A 16,603-nucleotide genomic window follows, 5' to 3' on the forward strand; every position below is an offset into this window, starting at 1 on the left:
CTTCGTAGCGAGAACAGGCCCGATGCTGTAGAGCCGACCGCACCCAGCCAGAGGGAGTGACACGTCTTGCCGTCATCCAAGCTCACAGCCACCTTGCCCCTGTCCGGCTTTTCCGAGATCGCGGACCGCTTCGATCTCTGCCTCTGCGATGTCTGGGGTGTCGTTCATAACGGCGTCGCGGCCTTCGGCGAGGCGGTCGAGGCGCTGGTTGCGATGCGCCAGCGCGGCATCACCGTGGTTCTGGTCACCAACGCGCCGCGCCCCAATGCGGGGATCGCGCTCCAGCTTGCGGGCCTCGGCGTCCCCGAATCGGCCTGGGATGCGATCGTGACCTCGGGCGATGTCTGCCGCGCGCTGATCCAGGCCCGCGCCGGCCAGCCAATGTTCAGGCTCGGCCCCGATCGCGACCTTCCGCTGATCGCGGGGCTCGATGCACCCGAGGTCGGCCCCGAGCAGGCCGGCTATGTGTTGTGTACCGGCCTGTTCGACGACGCGACGGACACCGCCGGGACCTATGCCGATCTGCTGGCCGGTTTTGCGGCGCGCGGCCTCGAGATGATCTGCGCCAATCCCGATCTCGTGGTCGAACGTGGTGGCCTGATCGTGCCCTGCGCCGGCTCGGTGGCGCTGGCCTATGAGGAGATCGGCGGCAGGGTGGTCTATGCCGGCAAGCCGCATGCGCCGATCTATGAGGCGGCGCTCGCCCTGGCGGAGGCGAAGCGCGGAGCGCCGATCGCGCGCGGGCGAATCTGCGGCATCGGCGATGCGATCCGCACCGACATCGCAGGCGCGGATGCCTTCGGGGCGACCGGCATCATGGTGCTGGCGGGCATCCATGCCCAGGATTTGATGGAGGCGTCATGGGACCAGCGTCATGGCTGGTTCGCGCGACAAAGCCATCGCCCGGACTATGCGCTGCCGCATCTGGTCTGGTGAGCGCAGCCGCCCGGGCTCTCAGACGGCGCAGACGGATTCGATCTTGGAACGCAGCGTCTGGGCGTTGAACGGCTTGACGATGTAGTTGTTCACGCCGGCCTTCTTGGCGGCGACGACGTTCTCGGTCCGGGACTCGGCGGTGACCATGATGAAGGGAGTTGCCGAGAGGGCGTCTTCCTCGCGCACGCGCTGCAGCAGCTCGAAGCCCGTCATCGGCTCCATGTTCCAGTCGGAGATCACGAGACCGTACTGCTTGTCGCGCATCTTGGCGATCGCGGCCTGACCGTCGGAGGCATCGTCGACATTCTCGAAGCCGAGCTGCTTCAGGAGGTTGCGGATGATCCGGACCATCGTCTGGTAATCATCGACCACCAGGATGGGCATGGACGGGTCGAGAGCCATTGTGGTGCTCCAATTCAGACGTGAAGACACGGAAACGATGGCCCGTGTCGCGCCGCCTTGATCTGGCAGCGGTTGTTGATCGACCTCATAGCGCGCCCGTGTTTCAAAGCCGTTAATCCTATGCTGGAGTGACGCAGCGGAATTCGTCTTCCGGCGAGGCCACCAAAGTCCAATGGCCCGCTTGCCGCTGCTGTGACAGGTTCGGTCGGAGACTGATCGATCCCGGCTGCGAGCCTTGGTGCAGCGCCGCAGGCCAAGGCAATCCCCCCGATGCGCAGCGCCCTCTACACCGTCCACGCCTTCGAGGACCTGGCCATCGGCCAGAGCGAAAGCCTCATGCGCACGGTGATGGAGCGCGACGTCTCGCTCTTCGCAGAGCTCTCGGGCGACGCCAACCCGATCCATCTCTGCGACCGCTACGCCGCCTCGACCAAGTTCGGCCAGCGCATCGCGCACGGCATGCTGACCGCGAGCCTGGTTTCGGCCCTGCTCGGAACCAGGCTGCCTGGGCCTGGCGCCGTCTATCTCTCGCAGACCCTCACCTTTCTGGCACCGGTGAAGATCGGCGATGTGGTCATGGCCAGGGTCGAGGTGATGGAACTCGTGGCCGAGCGCCGTCGTGCTCGCCTGTTCTGCGAATGCCTGGTCGATGGCAAGGCGGTTCTGGAGGGCGAGGCCTGGGTGGCGCTGCCGCGGTCCGCGCCGAAGGACTGAGACGCCGATATCACTGGAAGGCAAGGCGCGTCCGCTTCCTCCGAAAGCGGGGGGAGGGGACGAAAGCGGTGCGCCTCTGTGACGCCCTGCCTTCGCCCGGTGGATTGAACGCCCGGCTTGACGCCTCGCCGCGTCTGGCCAATGACGGGGCCGGCCCGGCGCGCGTCCGGGCGCCCGGATAGCCCTGCCCGATGACCTCGTCCGCCGACCTTCCCTCGAGCTTCGTCCTCGACATCGACAAGCCGATCCCCGACACGCTGCGCGGTGCGGTTCTGGCGATTGGCAATTTCGACGGCGTGCATCGCGGCCATGCCGAACTCGCCCGCGTCGCGCGGGAGATGGCGGCGCAGCGCGGCACCACGGCCGCCGCGCTCACCTTCGAGCCGCATCCGCGCAGCGTCTTCCGGCCCGACCAGCCGGTCTTCCGCCTGACGCCGCCGGCTGTGAAGGCCGAGCTTCTGGCGCAGGCCGGCCTGCCGCTGACCTTCGTGCTGCCCTTCAACCGCGAGATCGCCGCTGTTCATGCCGAGGCCTTCGTCGACGAGCTATTGCTCGACAAGCTTGGCGCCGCAGGCCTCGTCTGTGGCTTCGATTTCCATTTCGGCCAGGGGCGCAGCGGTTCTCCCGAGATGATCGAGGCGCGGGCGATGGCGCGGGCCATTCCCGCAGTGGTCGTGCCGCCCTATTCCTGGGCGGGCGAGCCCGTCTCCTCGACCCTGATCCGCACCGCCCTGGAGCAGGGTGACGTCGCCCGCGCTGCGGCGTTTCTCGGCCGGCCGTGGTTCGTGCGCGGGGTCGTCGCCCATGGTGACAAGCGCGGGCGCGATCTCGGCTATCCCACCGCCAACCTGCATCTCGCCCGCGACTGCCGTCTGGAATACGGCATCTATGCCGTCAGGATGAAGATCGACGGCATCTGGCATGACGGCGTCGCGAGCTTCGGCAGCCGGCCGACCTTCGACGATGGCGCGCCGCGCCTGGAAACCTTCGTCTTCGATTTCTCGGGCGATCTCTACGGCAGGCAGGTCGATGTCGCCCTGGTCGAATGGCTGCGCGGCGAGGCGAAGTTCGACTCGCTTGAAGCCCTGATCGCGCAGATGGATGCCGACAGCCTGCGCGCACGCGACATCCTTCGCCAGACGCCGCCCTTCCTTCCGTAACTGGGCTTTGCTAGAGCACCCTCGCGTTCGAAAAAGCGCGCCGTCATCCCGGGCGACCGCAGGGAGACCCGGGATCCATTCCTGACCCGTTCCGGAATGGATCCCGGCTCTGCGCTTCGCTCCGGCCGGGATGACCGTGGTGGTTCCTGCGACGAGATTTTTGCTCTAGAAGCCGATCATGATCATGGTGCGCATCTTCCGCTTCATCAGGCTCCGGCGAATTACGGGCCCGGCTGCCGCCCCGCGCTAGAGGCGCGGGCGCTCGCGCAAGCCGGGTGAGCGTCGTATTTCTTCCAGTTTCACCGCGGACAGCGCCACGCCAGACGATGATGGCAGGCCAGCCCGCCTTGCCCGAGCCGGACCATGACCGACAAGACCACCGAACAGACCGCCGCCGTCGACTATTCCCAGACGCTGTTCCTGCCGCAGACCGAGTTCCCGATGCGGGCAGGCCTGCCGCAGCGCGAGCCGGAACTGCTCGCCCGCTGGGCCAGGATGGACCTCTACCGCAAGTTGCGCGAGGCCGGCAAAGGCCGCGACCGTTTCGTCCTGCATGACGGCCCCCCTTACGCCAACGGCAACATCCATATCGGCCATGCGCTCAACAAGGTCCTGAAGGACCTCGTCACGCGCTCGCAGCAGATGCTGGGCTTCGATTCCAACTACGTCCCGGGCTGGGACTGCCACGGCCTGCCGATCGAGTGGAAGATCGAGGAACAGTACCGCGCCAAGGGCCTGAACAAGGACGATGTCGATGTCGTCGAGTTCCGCAAGGAGTGCCGCACCTTCGCCGAGCACTGGGTCTCCATCCAGCGCGAGGAGTTCAAGCGGCTCGGCGTCGAGGGCGATTGGGACGACCCCTATTTGACCATGGCCTACCCGGCCGAGGCGCAGATCGCCCGCGAGATCATGAAATTCGCCGAGACCGGCCAGCTCTATCGCGGCTCCAAGCCCGTGATGTGGTCGGTGGTCGAGAAGACCGCGCTCGCCGAGGCCGAAGTCGAGTACGAGGAGCACACCAGCGACACGGTGTTCGTTGCGTTTCCGGTGCTGCCTTCGGGATACGTTCTGCCCATCGCCCACGACAACACTCCTGCGGCGGTCCCCCCTGAGACCGTCACTCTCCAAGGAGCTTCGGTCGTCATCTGGACGACAACCCCTTGGACGATGCCGGGAAACCGCGCGATCTCGTTCCACAACAAGATTGCCTATGGCCTTTATCGGATCACCGCAGCGCCCGAGCAGAACTGGGCCAAGGTCGGGGCGACCTACATCCTCGCCAAGAATCTGGCGGAGGGCGTCTTCAAGGCCGCCAAGGTCGAGGCCTTCGAACTCGTGATGGACGTGCCCGCCGACCAACTCGCCGGCCTCACCGCAGCCCACCCCCTGCGCGGCCACGGCTATGATTTCGACGTGCCCCTCCTCGACGGCGACCATGTCACCGACGAGGCCGGCACCGGCTTCGTCCACACCGCGCCCGGCCATGGCCGCGAGGACTTCGACGTCTGGATGAGCAATGGTCAGAAGCTCGCTAAAGCCGGCATCGACACGCATATCCCATACACCGTCGATGCCGATGGCCGCTTCACCAAGGATGCGCCGGGCTTCGAGGGCGCGCAGGTCATCACGGACAAGGGCGAGAAGGGCAACGCCAACGAGGTCGTCATCAAGGCGCTGATCGCGTCCGGCAACCTCGTCGCGCGCGGCCGTCTCAAGCACCAGTATCCGCATTCGTGGCGCTCGAAGAAGCCGGTGATCTTCCGCAACACGCCGCAATGGTTCATCGCGATGGACAAGGGCGTCGACACGCTCGGCAACCGCACCCTGCGCGAGGTCGCGCTCGGCGCGATCAAGGACACGCAATGGGTGCCCGCAGCGGGTGAAAACCGCATCAACGGCATGATCGCCAACCGGCCGGACTGGGTGGTCTCGCGCCAGCGCGCCTGGGGCGTGCCGATCGCCGTCTTCGTCGAGAAGGAGACCGGGAAGCTCCTGGTCGATGCCAGGGTCAACGCCGCCATCGCCGAGGCGTTCGAGGCCGAGGGCGCCGATGCCTGGTTCACCGACACGGACGGCGCCCGCTTCCTGAAGCCCTTCGGCTACGACCCGGCGCAGTATGAGCGCGTCACCGACGTGCTCGACGTCTGGTTCGATTCAGGCTCGACCCATGCCTTCACGCTGGAGAAGCGCGCCGATCTGCGCGCGCGTCGCCGCGGCGACGGCGGCAATGACCGGGTGATGTATCTCGAAGGCTCGGACCAGCACCGCGGCTGGTTCCACTCCTCGCTGCTCGAAAGCTGCGGCACGCGCGGCCGCGCGCCCTACGACATCGTCCTCACCCATGGCTTCTGCCTCGACGAGAAGGGCGAGAAGATGTCGAAGTCGAAGGGCAACGTCACCGCCCCGCAGGACATCATCAAGGATTCCGGCGCCGACATCCTGCGCCTCTGGGTCGCGGCGGCCGACTATTCCGACGATTTGCGCATCGGCAAGGAGATCCTCAAGACCTTCGTCGAGACCTATCGCAAGCTGCGCAACACCCAGCGTTGGATGCTCGGCACGCTCGCTCATTTCAGCGAGGACATCCGCGTCGCCGAAATCCAGACCATGCCGGAGCTGGAGCGGCTGATGCTGCATCGGCTGGCCGAGCTCGGCCCGCAGGTCGAGGAGGCCTATCGCACCTACGACTACAAGAAGGTGGTGACGCTGCTCTCGCAGTTCATGAACACCGAGCTCTCGGCCTTCTATTTCGACGTTCGCAAGGACGCGCTCTATTGCGATCCGCTCTCCAGCCATGTCCGCAAGAGCGCGCTCACCGTCGTCGACCATCTCTTCCGCTGCCTGACCACCTGGCTCGCGCCGATCCTGGTCTTCACCGCCGAGGAAGCCTGGCTCGAGCGCTATCCCGACCAGAAGACGCTCGACGGTTCGGTACATCTCGAGCTCTTCGCGCAGGCCCCCGCCGACTGGCTCGATCCTGAACTCGCCGAGCGCTGGAGCAAGATCCGCCGGGTTCGCCGCGTCGTCACCGGCGCGCTGGAGCTGGAGCGCGCCGCCAAGCGTCTTGGCTCCTCGCTGGAAGCGGCCCCGCAGGTCTTCATCAGTGACCCCGATCTGCTGGCGGCCCTGTCCGGCGCCGATCTCGCCGAGATCAGCATCACCTCCGCCATCCGCATCGAAAGCGGGGAGGGGCCCACGGAGGCGATCCGGCTGCCCGACGTTCCCGGCGTAGCCGTCGTCCCGCACCGCGCCGACGGCGTCAAATGCGCGCGCTCCTGGAAGTATTTCGATCCCGCGATCGCCGACCCGGCCTATCCCACGGTGACGCCGCGCGACGCCAAGGCACTGCGCGAACTCGGCCAGGCGGCGCGATGAGTCCTGCCCGTCGTCTCGGCGTCGCGGTCGTCCTGGTCGTTTTTCTTGCCGACCAGGCGCTCAAGCTCTGGCTGCTCTTCGGCCTGCGCCTCGCCGAGACCGGCCCTTATGCGGTCACGCCGTTCATGGACATCGTCCTCGCCTGGAATCGCGGCATTTCCTACGGGCTGTTCCAGCAGGGCACCGACATCGGCCGCTGGGCGCTGGTGATCGTTTCCTTCGTCGCGGCGGTCTGGCTGGGGCGCTGGATGTGGCGCGAGCAGCGCCCGCTGACTGTCGTCAGCCTGGCGCTGATCGTCGGCGGTGCGCTCGGAAATGGGCTCGACCGCGCCGTCTACGGCGCCGTGGTCGACTTCGTTCACCTGCATTGGGGCAGCTTCAGCTGGTACATCTTCAACATCGCAGATGCGGCCATCGTTGTCGGGGTGGCCGGGCTGCTGTATGAGTCCTTTCGCCCGGGCGCGGAAAAGTCGGCATAACATCCGGCTTCGCCATCGTTTCGCCGTTCGTCTGGGGTTTGAGACGGGGAAGATATTTCCTCGAGGGAGGTTTGACATGGCTCATCGCATCCGCGTGACGCATCTGCTTCTGGCCGGCGGCCTTCTGCTCGCGGCCCAGCCCGCGCTGGCCCAGGAAGGCATCCTCTTCAAGAATCTGGTTGAGGGCGTCATCGGCGGTCGGCCGGGCGACGATATCGAGTATCGGCAGCGTCCGCCGCTCGTCGTCCCCCCGGGCTCGACCCTGCCGCGTCCGCAGGAGCCAGCAAGCGCGCGCAATGCGGCCTGGCCGAACGATCCCGACGTCGCAGCACGCCGCGCCGAGGCGCAGGGCGCCCGCGCGCCTGCCGGCTCCAATCCCAATTGGCGCAACAATCCCCTGCTCAGCCAGGAGGAGCTGCGCCGCGGCCGCACGACACGCGACGCCGGCCGTCCGGAGGTTGCCGAGGACCACAACAACTACAACAACCAGATCGCCCCGATCCGTATCGGCCGCGAACTCGCGGCCCGCACCAACCAGGCCGCTGCCGATCAGCTGGTCTATGGCGAGGAGCCGCCGCGCCGTCTGCTCTCCGAGCCGCCGGTGGGCTACCGTCGCCCGGCCGGAACGGCTCCGGTCGGTCCCGGCAAGGGAGGCCCGGTCGAGGACAAGCAGGCCGTCGGCCAGCGCGAGTTCCTGACTGGCCAGATCCCGCTGCAGTGAGCGATTCCGGTCGTGACCGCATGACGGGACGACGGCGGGCTCGCCAAAACACGCGGCTCTGGCGTTTCGCGTCGAGCCGCCCTATCTCCTGAGCTTCGGACAGTCCGGCGCGGCCCCGCTTCCGCGCCAAAATCCTTGCGCGCGATGCATCCGCGCCAGTCATGGAGACGGCCTCAGGTGAACATGCATTCGCAGCCCCAGGCCGCCCAGCAGGTCGAATCCTTCAAGCTCGACAACGGCTTGGATGTTGTCGTCGTTCCCGACCGGCGCGCCCCGGTCGTCACTCATATGGTCTGGTACCGCAACGGCTCGGCCGATGATCCGGCGGGCAAGTCGGGCATCGCGCATTTCCTCGAGCATCTGATGTTCAAGGGCACGGCCAAATGGCCGGCGGGCGAGTTCTCCAAGATCGTCGCCGGTTTCGGCGGGCAGGAGAACGCCTTCACCTCCTTCGACTACACCGCCTATTTCCAGCGCGTGCCGAAAGAGCACCTGCGCGCGATGATGGACTACGAGGCCGACCGGATGACCGGGCTGGCCTTCGACGAAAGCGTCGTCGGGCCAGAACGCGACGTGGTCCTCGAAGAGCGCAAGATGCGCGTCGATTCCGACCCGGCCGCCCAGCTCGGCGAGGAGTTCTCCTCGGCGCTCTTCGTGCATCACCCCTATGGCACCCCGATCATCGGCTGGGAGCACGAGATCGAGGAGCTCAACCGCGACGACGCCTTCGCCTATTACCAGCGCTTCTACACGCCCGAGAACGCCATCCTGGTCGTCGCCGGTGACACCGATGCGCAGACCGTGCGCCGCCTTGCGCAGGAGACCTATGGCGCGATTCCCGCGCGCGGCGAGACGCCGGTTCGCAAGCGCCCGGCCGAGCCCGAGCCGCGTGCCGCGCGCCGCATCACGCTAAGCGATCCGCGCGTGCGCCAGCCCTCGCTGCGGCGCGGCTGGCTGACGCCGACCTATCGCAGCGGCGACACCAACGAGGTCTTCGCGCTCGAGATCGCAGCCGAAATCCTGGGCGGCGGCACGACCTCGCGGCTCTATCGCAGCCTCTGCGTCGAGCAGGACCTCGCTTCGGGCGCCAGCGCCTATTTCATGGGCTCGATGGTCGACCGCTCCGCCTTCCAGGTCTCGGCCAGCCCGCGCCCCGGCGTGACCATGGCCGATCTCGAGGCCGGTCTCGACGCCGCGCTCGCGACGTTCCTCAGCGAGGGGCCGAGCGACCTCGAACTCGCCCGCGCCCGTACCCGCCTCGTCGCCGAGACGATCTTCTCCCGCGACAGCCAGTCCTCGCTCGCCCGCATTTTCGGCGCATCGCTGGCTGTCGGCGAAACCGTCGAGGACGTGCTGGCCTGGCCGGACCGGATCGAGGCGGTGCCGCGCGAGGCTGTCGTCGAGGCCGCCCGCCGCTATCTCCGGCCCGACCGCTGCGTCACCGGCCTGCTGCTGCCCTCGGCCTGAGCCCGCTTACCCCTTCTCGACAGGGCAGGGCCGGATTTCCGATCGGAACTTGGCCCGCCGTCAGGACATGACATGAACGCATCCGTTGCCGCCGTCTCCAGCCTGTCTGGCCCCTCCGTCGCCGTCCAGAAGGTGCGCTCGCCGGCTGGCGTCGAGGCCTGGCTGGTCGAGGAGCACAGCCTGCCGCTGATCGCGGTCGATTTCGCCTTCGACGGCGGCGCCACGCGCGACCCCGACAACGCCGCCGGCAGCGCCTATCTGATCTCTGGCCTGCTCGACGAGGGCGCCGGCGACCTCGATGCCGAGGCCTTCCAGGGCAAGCTCGCCGCCCCCGCCATCAGCCTGGGCTTCGACGCCCGCCGCGACGATTTCCACGGCCATCTCCAGACCCTGTCCGGCCATCGCGACACGGCCTTCGAGCTTTTGTCGCTCGCCGTCAACGCGCCGCGCTTCGACGCCGACGCGGTGGAGCGGGTGAAGGGGCAGGTCATCTCCGGCCTGCAGCGCCAGGCGCAAAACCCCGAGACGCTCTGCCGTAACGCGCTCTATGCCGCAGCCTTCGCCGGCCACGCCTATGCCCGCCCCGACAAGGGCGACGTCGACAGCGTCTCGCGGCTCGAGGGCTCTACGCTGAAGACGCTGACGCGCGACCTGCTCACCCGCGCCGGTCTGAAGGTGGTCGTCGTCGGGGACATCACCGCCGACGAGCTCTCGCGCCGCCTCGACCAGATCTTCGGCGCGCTGCCGGAAGGCCTGCCACGCGCTGTGCCGCGCGAGCCGCTGCCGATCCAGGGGCTGGGCCAGACCCATGTCATCGATCTCGACGTGCCGCAGACCGTGATCCGCTTCGTCGGCCCCGGCCTGATGCGGCACGACCCCGATTTCATCGCCGGCAGCGTGCTGAACCACATCCTCGGCGGCTCGGCCTTTACCTCGCGCCTGTTCATGGAGGTGCGCGAGAAGCGCGGCCTCGCCTATGGCGTCTCGTCGAGCCTGATGCCGCTGCGCGAGAGCGCCATGCTGGTCGGCGGCACCGCGACCAAGAACGAGCGCGCCGCCGAGTCCATGAGCGTGATCCGCGAGGAGATGGCCAAGCTCGCCGATGAGGGCCCCAGCGAGCACGAGGTCGCCGAGGCCAAGCGCTACATCATCGGCTCCTACCCCTTGCGCTTCGACACCTCGCCGAAGATCGCCTCCGAACTGCTCAGCCTTGCGACCAACGGCTTCGAGCCGGAGTTCCTGTCCGAGCGCAACCAGCTCTTCGCCGCCGTGACGCTGGCCGACGTCAAGCGCGTGGCGGAACGCCTCTTCGGCGATTCGCGCCTGCTGGTGCAGGCGGTGGGCCGGCCGGTCGGGCTGATGTGAAGCCTGAGGCCACCCGGATTTGTGTGGAAACACCGTCATCCTGGGCGACCGAAGGTCGTCCGGGATCCATCCTAGGACGCCACGGAGCCCTATGATGGATCCCGGCCAGCGCCGCTGCACGGCGTGTCCAGGATGACGCCGCGTTTCTGAGGGAAACCGCTACGCTCTATCCGTCGGGCTCGGCCCGATTCGCCGCGCCTCCCGCCACCACGGAAACACCATGTCCGTCCGCCGTCTCGATCCCGTTCTGGTCGACCGCATCGCCGCCGGCGAGGTGATCGAACGGCCGGCTGCGGCGGTGAAGGAGTTGGTTGAAAACGCCATCGACGCCGGCGCGCGCGCCATCGCCGTCACGATCACGGCCGGCGGGCGCGAACTCATCCGCGTCGTCGACGACGGCTCCGGCATGACGCCGGACGACCTCATCCTCGCCGTCGAGCGCCACGCCACCTCGAAGCTGCCCGACGGCGATCTCTTTGCCATTCGCTCGCTGGGCTTCCGCGGCGAGGCCTTGCCCTCGATCGGCTCTGTGGCGCGGCTCTCAATCACGACACGACGGCACGACGCGGCACAAGGCTCCGGCCTCGTGGTCGAAGCCGGCGAGAAGGGCGTCGTGCGCCCGGCCGCGGCCGCCATTGGCACGCGCATCGAGGTCAGCGACCTCTTCGCCTTCACCCCGGCGCGCCTGAAATTCCTCAAGAGCGACCGCGCCGAGGCGCAGGCCGTCTCGGAGATGCTGCGGCGCCTCGCCATCGCCCATCCCACGATCCGCTTTTCGCTCGCAGGCGAGCATGTCTCTCCCTTCGACTGGCCGGCCGAGACGGACGGTGAGGAGGGGCAATTGCGGCGGCTCGGCCGCGCGCTCGGCCGCGACTTCCCGGAGAACGCCTTGCGGCTCGATGCGGCGCGCGAGGGCTTCCACGTCACGGGCTTTGCCGGCCTGCCGACCTTCCATCGCGGCACCTCGGCCGGCGTGCATCTGGCCGTCAACGGCCGCCCCGTCCGCGACAAGCTGCTGCTGTCGGCGGTGCGCGGCGCCTATGCCGACGTCGTGCCGTCAGACCGGCATCCCGTGCTGTTCCTCGATGTCTCCTGTGATCCGCGCCTCGTCGACGTCAACGTCCACCCGGCCAAAAGCGAAGTGCGCTTCCGCGATCCCGCCTTGGTGCGCGGCCTCGTCGTCTCCGGCCTGAAGGCGGCTCTGGCCGAAGCCGGCCACCGCGCCACCACGACCGGCGGCGCCCGCACGCTGGAGGCCTTCCGCGCGGTCTTCGCCGGCACCGGCAATAACGCGTCTCCGCTGCGCCCGAACCTGCCCGAGACCCCGACCTGGGGTTCGCCCGCAACCGGCTTCGACGCCCGCCCGCAGCAGGGCTTCGCCGGCTTTGAAGCCTCCTCGGCCGACGCCCGCGCGCATCTCGCGGAGCCCGCTTCCGACGCGCTCGACCGCCCGCTCGGCGCCGCTCGCGCCCAGCTCCACGAGACCTATATCGTCGCGCAGACCCGCGAGGGCGTGGTTATCGTCGACCAGCACGCCGCCCATGAGCGCCTGGTCTATGAGCGACTGAAGGCCGAGCGCGCCAGAAACGGCATCGCGACGCAGCCTTTGCTCCTGCCGGAGGTCGTCGAGCTCGATCCCGTCGATGCCGACCGGCTCAACGCGGCCGCCGACGATCTGGCGACGCTGGGCTTGAGGCTCGAACCCTTCGGGCCGGGCGCCGTGCTGGTCCGCGAGGCACCCCAGCAACTTGCGGGCGGCAACCTCCAGAAGCTCGTCCGCGACGTCGCCGATGCGCTCGCCGAGCACGGAACCGCAGGCTCGCTGGAGCGCCGCCTCGACCATGTCCTGGCGACGATGGCCTGCCACAACTCCGTCCGCGCCGGCCGCCGCCTGCGCCCCGAGGAGATGGACGCGCTGCTCCGCGAAATGGAGATCACGCCCAATTCCGGTCAGTGCAACCACGGCCGTCCGACCTATGTCGAGCTGAAGCTGAGAGATATCGAGCGGTTGTTCGGCCGAAAGTAAATACCTAAATATTCTCTACTATTATCGGCTTCATCATTCCAAAAAAATCATGGTTGTTATATTTTTAATTAGAAAGTGGCCTTAGGCGCAAAACATCAATCTCATCGCCGACCTTGTGATCAGCAAACGGCTTTTTAATTTCGACCTTTATCTTCTGAATTATTCCCAAATGTGAATCTATGTCGTGGCCTTCAAATTCACTGGATAGTATTATATCGCCCGGCTGCGCTATTGCTTCAAGTCGTGCTGCGCGATCTACAGTCAGGCCTTCTATATCCGTTCGGCCGATCGCCGGATTATAGTGAACTTTGACATTGCCCCACGCCATGCCAATCCGTGCTTCGAGCTGCTCGACTCCTAAATGACGTAAGAATTTGACTGCTGCACCAACTGCTTGATTGACATCAGAAAACACCGCAACGATGCCGTCACCCCACATATTTACCTGCCTCGCGCCATTCGCGGTTAGAAGGGGAGGGACAAGGCTTCTTATAAGTTCTACTACGCGTCGTTTCTCTTCTTCAGACAATACGGAAAAACCCTTAATATCGATAAATGATACAGCATATAAATCGGACAATGAACTAAGGTTGTTTTGACTATTTCTTAAAAAACTTAAATATTCGCCCTTAATCTGATTGAGTTCTTCGTTTAACGAGCGAACACGGTCGCTCGCGTTAAGATATTTCTCTTGCAGGATAGCAGTTTTTGATATTTCTTTCGCAAGCTTTTGAGAAAGTTCAAGGTATGGTCCTTTATCGACAGGTTTATCTCCCAAAAATTTTTCGTAGGAGAACACCAGAGTGACCGGATTTGAATTTTTAAAATCGTTATTAGATATCGATTTGTGATCATAACGAAGGCCGATATCCTGAAACTGATTTCTTAAGTGTTCGGCAACTGCCGAATACAAAGTATCGTCAATTTGAACGCTATTCGGTAGTCGTACGCGAACTACCACTCTGTCATTAAAATGTCTGTCGAGAATAATTTCGTCGCATACCGAGCTGCATTCATTGCATATGAATACGGTTGGTCCAGCTATCAGGGTTTCAACTTCATATTGCGATTTATCACAAAAAGAACAGTATAGTGTCGATTTCCTATTGTTTCTAGTATCTAGTGCATTCGCAGATCCAATAGGAATTTGATCTTTAGGCTTTCTCATAAGTATGAATCCTGGGAATAATTGTCCATATTTTTCATCTAGCGCCTGACCGGAACGCTAATTGGCGTGCCACCCAAGCGTTGCGGTTCGCAGGATTGCTGGTTGCATACGATAAGTCAAGACTAAAGCATTTACAAGTAATTATCGCAAACAATGTTTCGTTGAGCCGTTACTGCATATAATAATGATACTAATAATTGATATTTAGATAACTCGCTATAATTATTTTAGCGTGATGACTATATAAATCAAATTTTCTAAATGAAATGATGTCTTTATATTATATTATAATTTCATTGCGTATAAATACAATTCACTAATCACATTTTACAATTTGTATTTGTGTTTATGTACTAGTATATAATTGCGCATAGGCTTGTGCTTGTCTGTTGGCGTTGAGCCGTCGGTCACGTCAAATACTATGAAGACTTTCAACTTCGGCTTCATATCTACTGTAGCGCAGGCAGCAGAATCTATCTGGAGGCCACGATCATCGGCGCGAGACTTAACGTGTCCCTGGGCCGCGCTCGCCCAGCAGCGCCAGTGGTTCAAGAATACCGACAGCGGGCGCTATAAGGCGCCAGTAGAGGCGGAGCCGTCGGATACTTCGCGGTTACGAAAGAAAGTCTTATCATATTGAAGTAATGAGATATTTAGTTGAAATGGAGGCAGTTTCGAGTGCCCCGCTCCGTATACGGTAGCTATTTACCCTCTGTTAACCATCCCCGCCCTACACAGAATCAACCGAAAATTTACCAAGATGACCAGCGTGTTAACCCAACCCAGGCCCATTCGCCTCAAGGGGCGCAGCTTCCTTGCGCTGTCGCTGTCGCCCGAGCTGCCCTTCGCGGACTGGCTCTCGCGGCTCGATGATCTCGCCTCGCGCTCGACCGGCTTCTTCATGCGCCGGCCGGTGGTGCTGGACATCGCGGGGCTGGAGATCGACCGCGCGGAGCTTCGCGACCTCGTCGAACTGCTCGCGGCCCGCCATGTCAGGATCATGGGCATCGAGGGCGCGCGCCCCTCGCTGCTCGATGCGAGCCTGCCGCCGGCCATGACCGACGGCCGCACGACCGGCGATATCGAGGTGCCGGCCGCATCCGAAGGGGTGAAGGCAGCGACCGACGCCGCCGCTCCCAAGCCAAGCGCCCCTGCCTCGATCGCGCTTCCGGCGAAGGCGGTACCCTCGCTGGTCGTGACGGAGCCGGTGCGCTCCGGCCAGTCGCTGATCTTCATCGAAGGCGACGTGACCATCGTCGGATCGGTCGCCTCGGGCGCCGAGATCGTCGCCGGCGGATCGATCCATGTCTACGGCACGCTGAGAGGCCGGGCACTCGCCGGCACCATGGGCAATGCCGGCGCGCGCATCTTCTGCCGCAAGATGGAGGCCGAACTGGTCGCCATCGACGGCTACTACAAGGCGGCCGAGGACCTCGATCCCGGTTTGCGCGGCAAGGCCGTCCAGTTCTGGCTGGAAGGCGACACCTTCAAATTCGGATCGCTCGCCTGATCCGACGGCAGTTTCGACATCAACGGGAGAGGTCTATGGGCAAGGTCATCGTGGTCACATCAGGCAAGGGCGGCGTCGGCAAGACGACCTCGTCCGCCGCGCTCGGCGCCGCTCTCGCGCATGACGGCGCCAAGGTCTGCGTCGTCGATTTCGACGTTGGTCTGCGCAATCTCGACCTGATCATGGGCGCCGAGCGGCGCGTGGTCTACGACCTCGTCAACGTGATCCAGGGCGAGGCCAAGCTGACCCAGGCGCTGATCCGCGACAAGCGGCTGGAGACGCTCTATCTGCTGCCGGCCTCGCAGACGCGCGACAAGGACAACCTCACCGCCGAAGGCGTCGAGAAGGTCATCAATGCGCTCAAGAGCGTCTTCGACTGGGTGATCTGCGACAGCCCGGCCGGCATCGAGCGCGGCGCGACGCTGGCCATGCGCCATGCCGACATCGCCATCGTGGTGACCAATCCGGAGGTCTCCTCCGTGCGCGATTCCGACCGCATCATCGGCCTGCTCGATTCCAAGACGGTCAAGGCCGAGAGCGGCGAGCGCATGGAGAAACACCTGCTCCTCACCCGCTACGATCCGGCCCGCGCCGAGCGCGGCGACATGCTGAAGGTCGAGGACGTCCTCGAAATCCTCTCGATCCCGCTGCTGGGCATCATCCCCGAGAGCATGGACGTGCTGCGCGCCTCCAATCTCGGCACGCCGGTGACGCTCGCCGACCAGCGCAGCGTGCCCTCCGTCGCCTATTTCCAGGCGGCCCGCCGGCTCAACGGGGAGAACATCCCGATGATCGTCCCCGGCGAAAAGCGCGGCTTCTTCGGCAAGATGTTCGGAAGGAAAGCGGCATGAACCTGCGTCGTCTCTTCTCCCGCACCTGTTCGGCGCCGGCCGCGCGGGACCGCCTGCAACTGCTGCTGGCTCATGAGCGCGCCGCCGTCGGCGGATCGGACCTGCTGGCCAAGCTGCGCGACGAGATCCTGGGTGCCATCGCCAAGCACGTCCAGATCGACGGCGACAAGGTCAGCATCAAGATGGAGCGCGGCGATCAGGTCTCGACGCTGGCCGTCGACATCGAGATCCCGTTCGAGGCCGCGAAGAAGGCGGCCTGAGGCTTTCTCATCAGCCTGCCGGGGCAATGGCGGGCGCGGCTGGCAGCAACAGCACCTGCGCCTCACCATGGTCCCGGCGTTTCGACATCACGATCTTGCGCGACGAGGCAAAATCTCGGCTCACGAGGCGCCCGCCGGCCTCTCCGTGCGTCCAGCCTCGCAGCGGACA

General features: G+C 64.7%; 13 protein-coding genes and 1 pseudogene. 12 read left to right on the top strand and 2 right to left on the bottom strand.

Features of this window, described 5'->3' with window-relative positions:
• Window positions 1-66 precede the first annotated feature (66 nt).
• Window positions 67-936 (top strand): TIGR01459 family HAD-type hydrolase, encoded by an 870-nt coding sequence (locus AE618_RS01635; protein WP_054207317.1) that lies wholly within the window; start codon window positions 67-69, stop codon window positions 934-936.
• An 18-nt stretch (window positions 937-954) separates the two neighbouring features.
• Here AE618_RS01635 and AE618_RS01640 read toward each other — a convergent pair whose 3' ends face one another.
• Window positions 955-1,338, bottom strand: a complete 384-nt coding sequence (locus tag AE618_RS01640; RefSeq protein WP_054207318.1) for a response regulator — start codon at window positions 1,336-1,338, stop codon at window positions 955-957.
• 270 nt (window positions 1,339-1,608) lie between these two features.
• Between AE618_RS01640 and AE618_RS01645 the strand changes: the two genes are divergently transcribed.
• From AE618_RS01645 to mutL, 8 genes are all read left to right on the top strand, one after another.
• On the top strand, window positions 1,609-2,052 hold the full coding sequence (locus tag AE618_RS01645) for a MaoC family dehydratase (protein ID WP_054207319.1): 444 nt from the start codon (window positions 1,609-1,611) through the stop codon (window positions 2,050-2,052).
• Between the two features lie 191 nt (window positions 2,053-2,243).
• Complete coding sequence (locus tag AE618_RS01650) at window positions 2,244-3,212, top strand: bifunctional riboflavin kinase/FAD synthetase (protein WP_054207320.1); 969 nt, start codon at window positions 2,244-2,246, stop codon at window positions 3,210-3,212.
• 363 nt (window positions 3,213-3,575) lie between these two features.
• Entirely contained in the window at window positions 3,576-6,587 is a 3,012-nt protein-coding gene (gene ileS / locus AE618_RS01655) for an isoleucine--tRNA ligase (RefSeq protein ID WP_054207321.1), read from the top strand.
• Window positions 6,584-7,066 (top strand): signal peptidase II, encoded by a 483-nt coding sequence (gene lspA / locus AE618_RS01660; RefSeq protein ID WP_054207322.1) that lies wholly within the window; start codon window positions 6,584-6,586, stop codon window positions 7,064-7,066. Before ileS ends, lspA begins: the two co-directional genes overlap by 4 nt.
• 76 nt (window positions 7,067-7,142) lie before the next feature.
• Window positions 7,143-7,787, top strand: coding sequence for a hypothetical protein (locus tag AE618_RS01665; protein WP_054207323.1), 645 nt, complete (start codon window positions 7,143-7,145; stop codon window positions 7,785-7,787).
• 183 nt (window positions 7,788-7,970) lie between these two features.
• Window positions 7,971-9,254: a M16 family metallopeptidase gene (locus AE618_RS01670; protein WP_248310716.1), complete on the top strand. Its 1,284-nt coding sequence runs from the start codon at window positions 7,971-7,973 to the stop codon at window positions 9,252-9,254.
• A gap of 72 nt (window positions 9,255-9,326) precedes the next feature.
• A complete protein-coding gene (locus AE618_RS01675) occupies window positions 9,327-10,619 on the top strand; it encodes a M16 family metallopeptidase (protein ID WP_054207324.1) in 1,293 nt (430 codons plus the stop codon).
• A gap of 220 nt (window positions 10,620-10,839) precedes the next feature.
• The gene (gene mutL, locus AE618_RS01680; RefSeq protein ID WP_054207325.1) at window positions 10,840-12,645 is read left to right on the top strand and encodes a DNA mismatch repair endonuclease MutL; all 1,806 of its coding nucleotides are present in this window, start codon (window positions 10,840-10,842) and stop codon (window positions 12,643-12,645) included.
• A gap of 1,002 nt (window positions 12,646-13,647) precedes the next feature.
• Here the strand turns inward: mutL and AE618_RS29210 are convergent.
• Window positions 13,648-13,813, bottom strand: a pseudogene (locus AE618_RS29210) (ClpX C4-type zinc finger protein); the annotation flags it as partial.
• 760 nt (window positions 13,814-14,573) lie between these two features.
• Here AE618_RS29210 and minC point away from each other — a divergent pair.
• From minC to minE, 3 genes are read left to right on the top strand one after another with little or no spacing between them, the layout of a single operon-like run.
• Window positions 14,574-15,323, top strand: a complete 750-nt coding sequence (gene minC, locus AE618_RS01685) for a septum site-determining protein MinC (RefSeq protein WP_054207326.1) — start codon at window positions 14,574-14,576, stop codon at window positions 15,321-15,323.
• A 35-nt stretch (window positions 15,324-15,358) separates the two neighbouring features.
• Window positions 15,359-16,174, top strand: a complete 816-nt coding sequence (gene minD, locus AE618_RS01690; protein WP_054207327.1) for a septum site-determining protein MinD — start codon at window positions 15,359-15,361, stop codon at window positions 16,172-16,174.
• Window positions 16,171-16,434 (top strand): cell division topological specificity factor MinE, encoded by a 264-nt coding sequence (gene minE / locus AE618_RS01695; protein ID WP_054207328.1) that lies wholly within the window; start codon window positions 16,171-16,173, stop codon window positions 16,432-16,434. Before minD ends, minE begins: the two co-directional genes overlap by 4 nt.
• The last annotated feature ends 169 nt before the right edge of the window (window positions 16,435-16,603 follow it).

The organism is Allobosea vaviloviae, assembly GCF_001298265.1.
GTDB lineage: Bacteria > Pseudomonadota > Alphaproteobacteria > Rhizobiales > Beijerinckiaceae > Allobosea > Allobosea vaviloviae_B.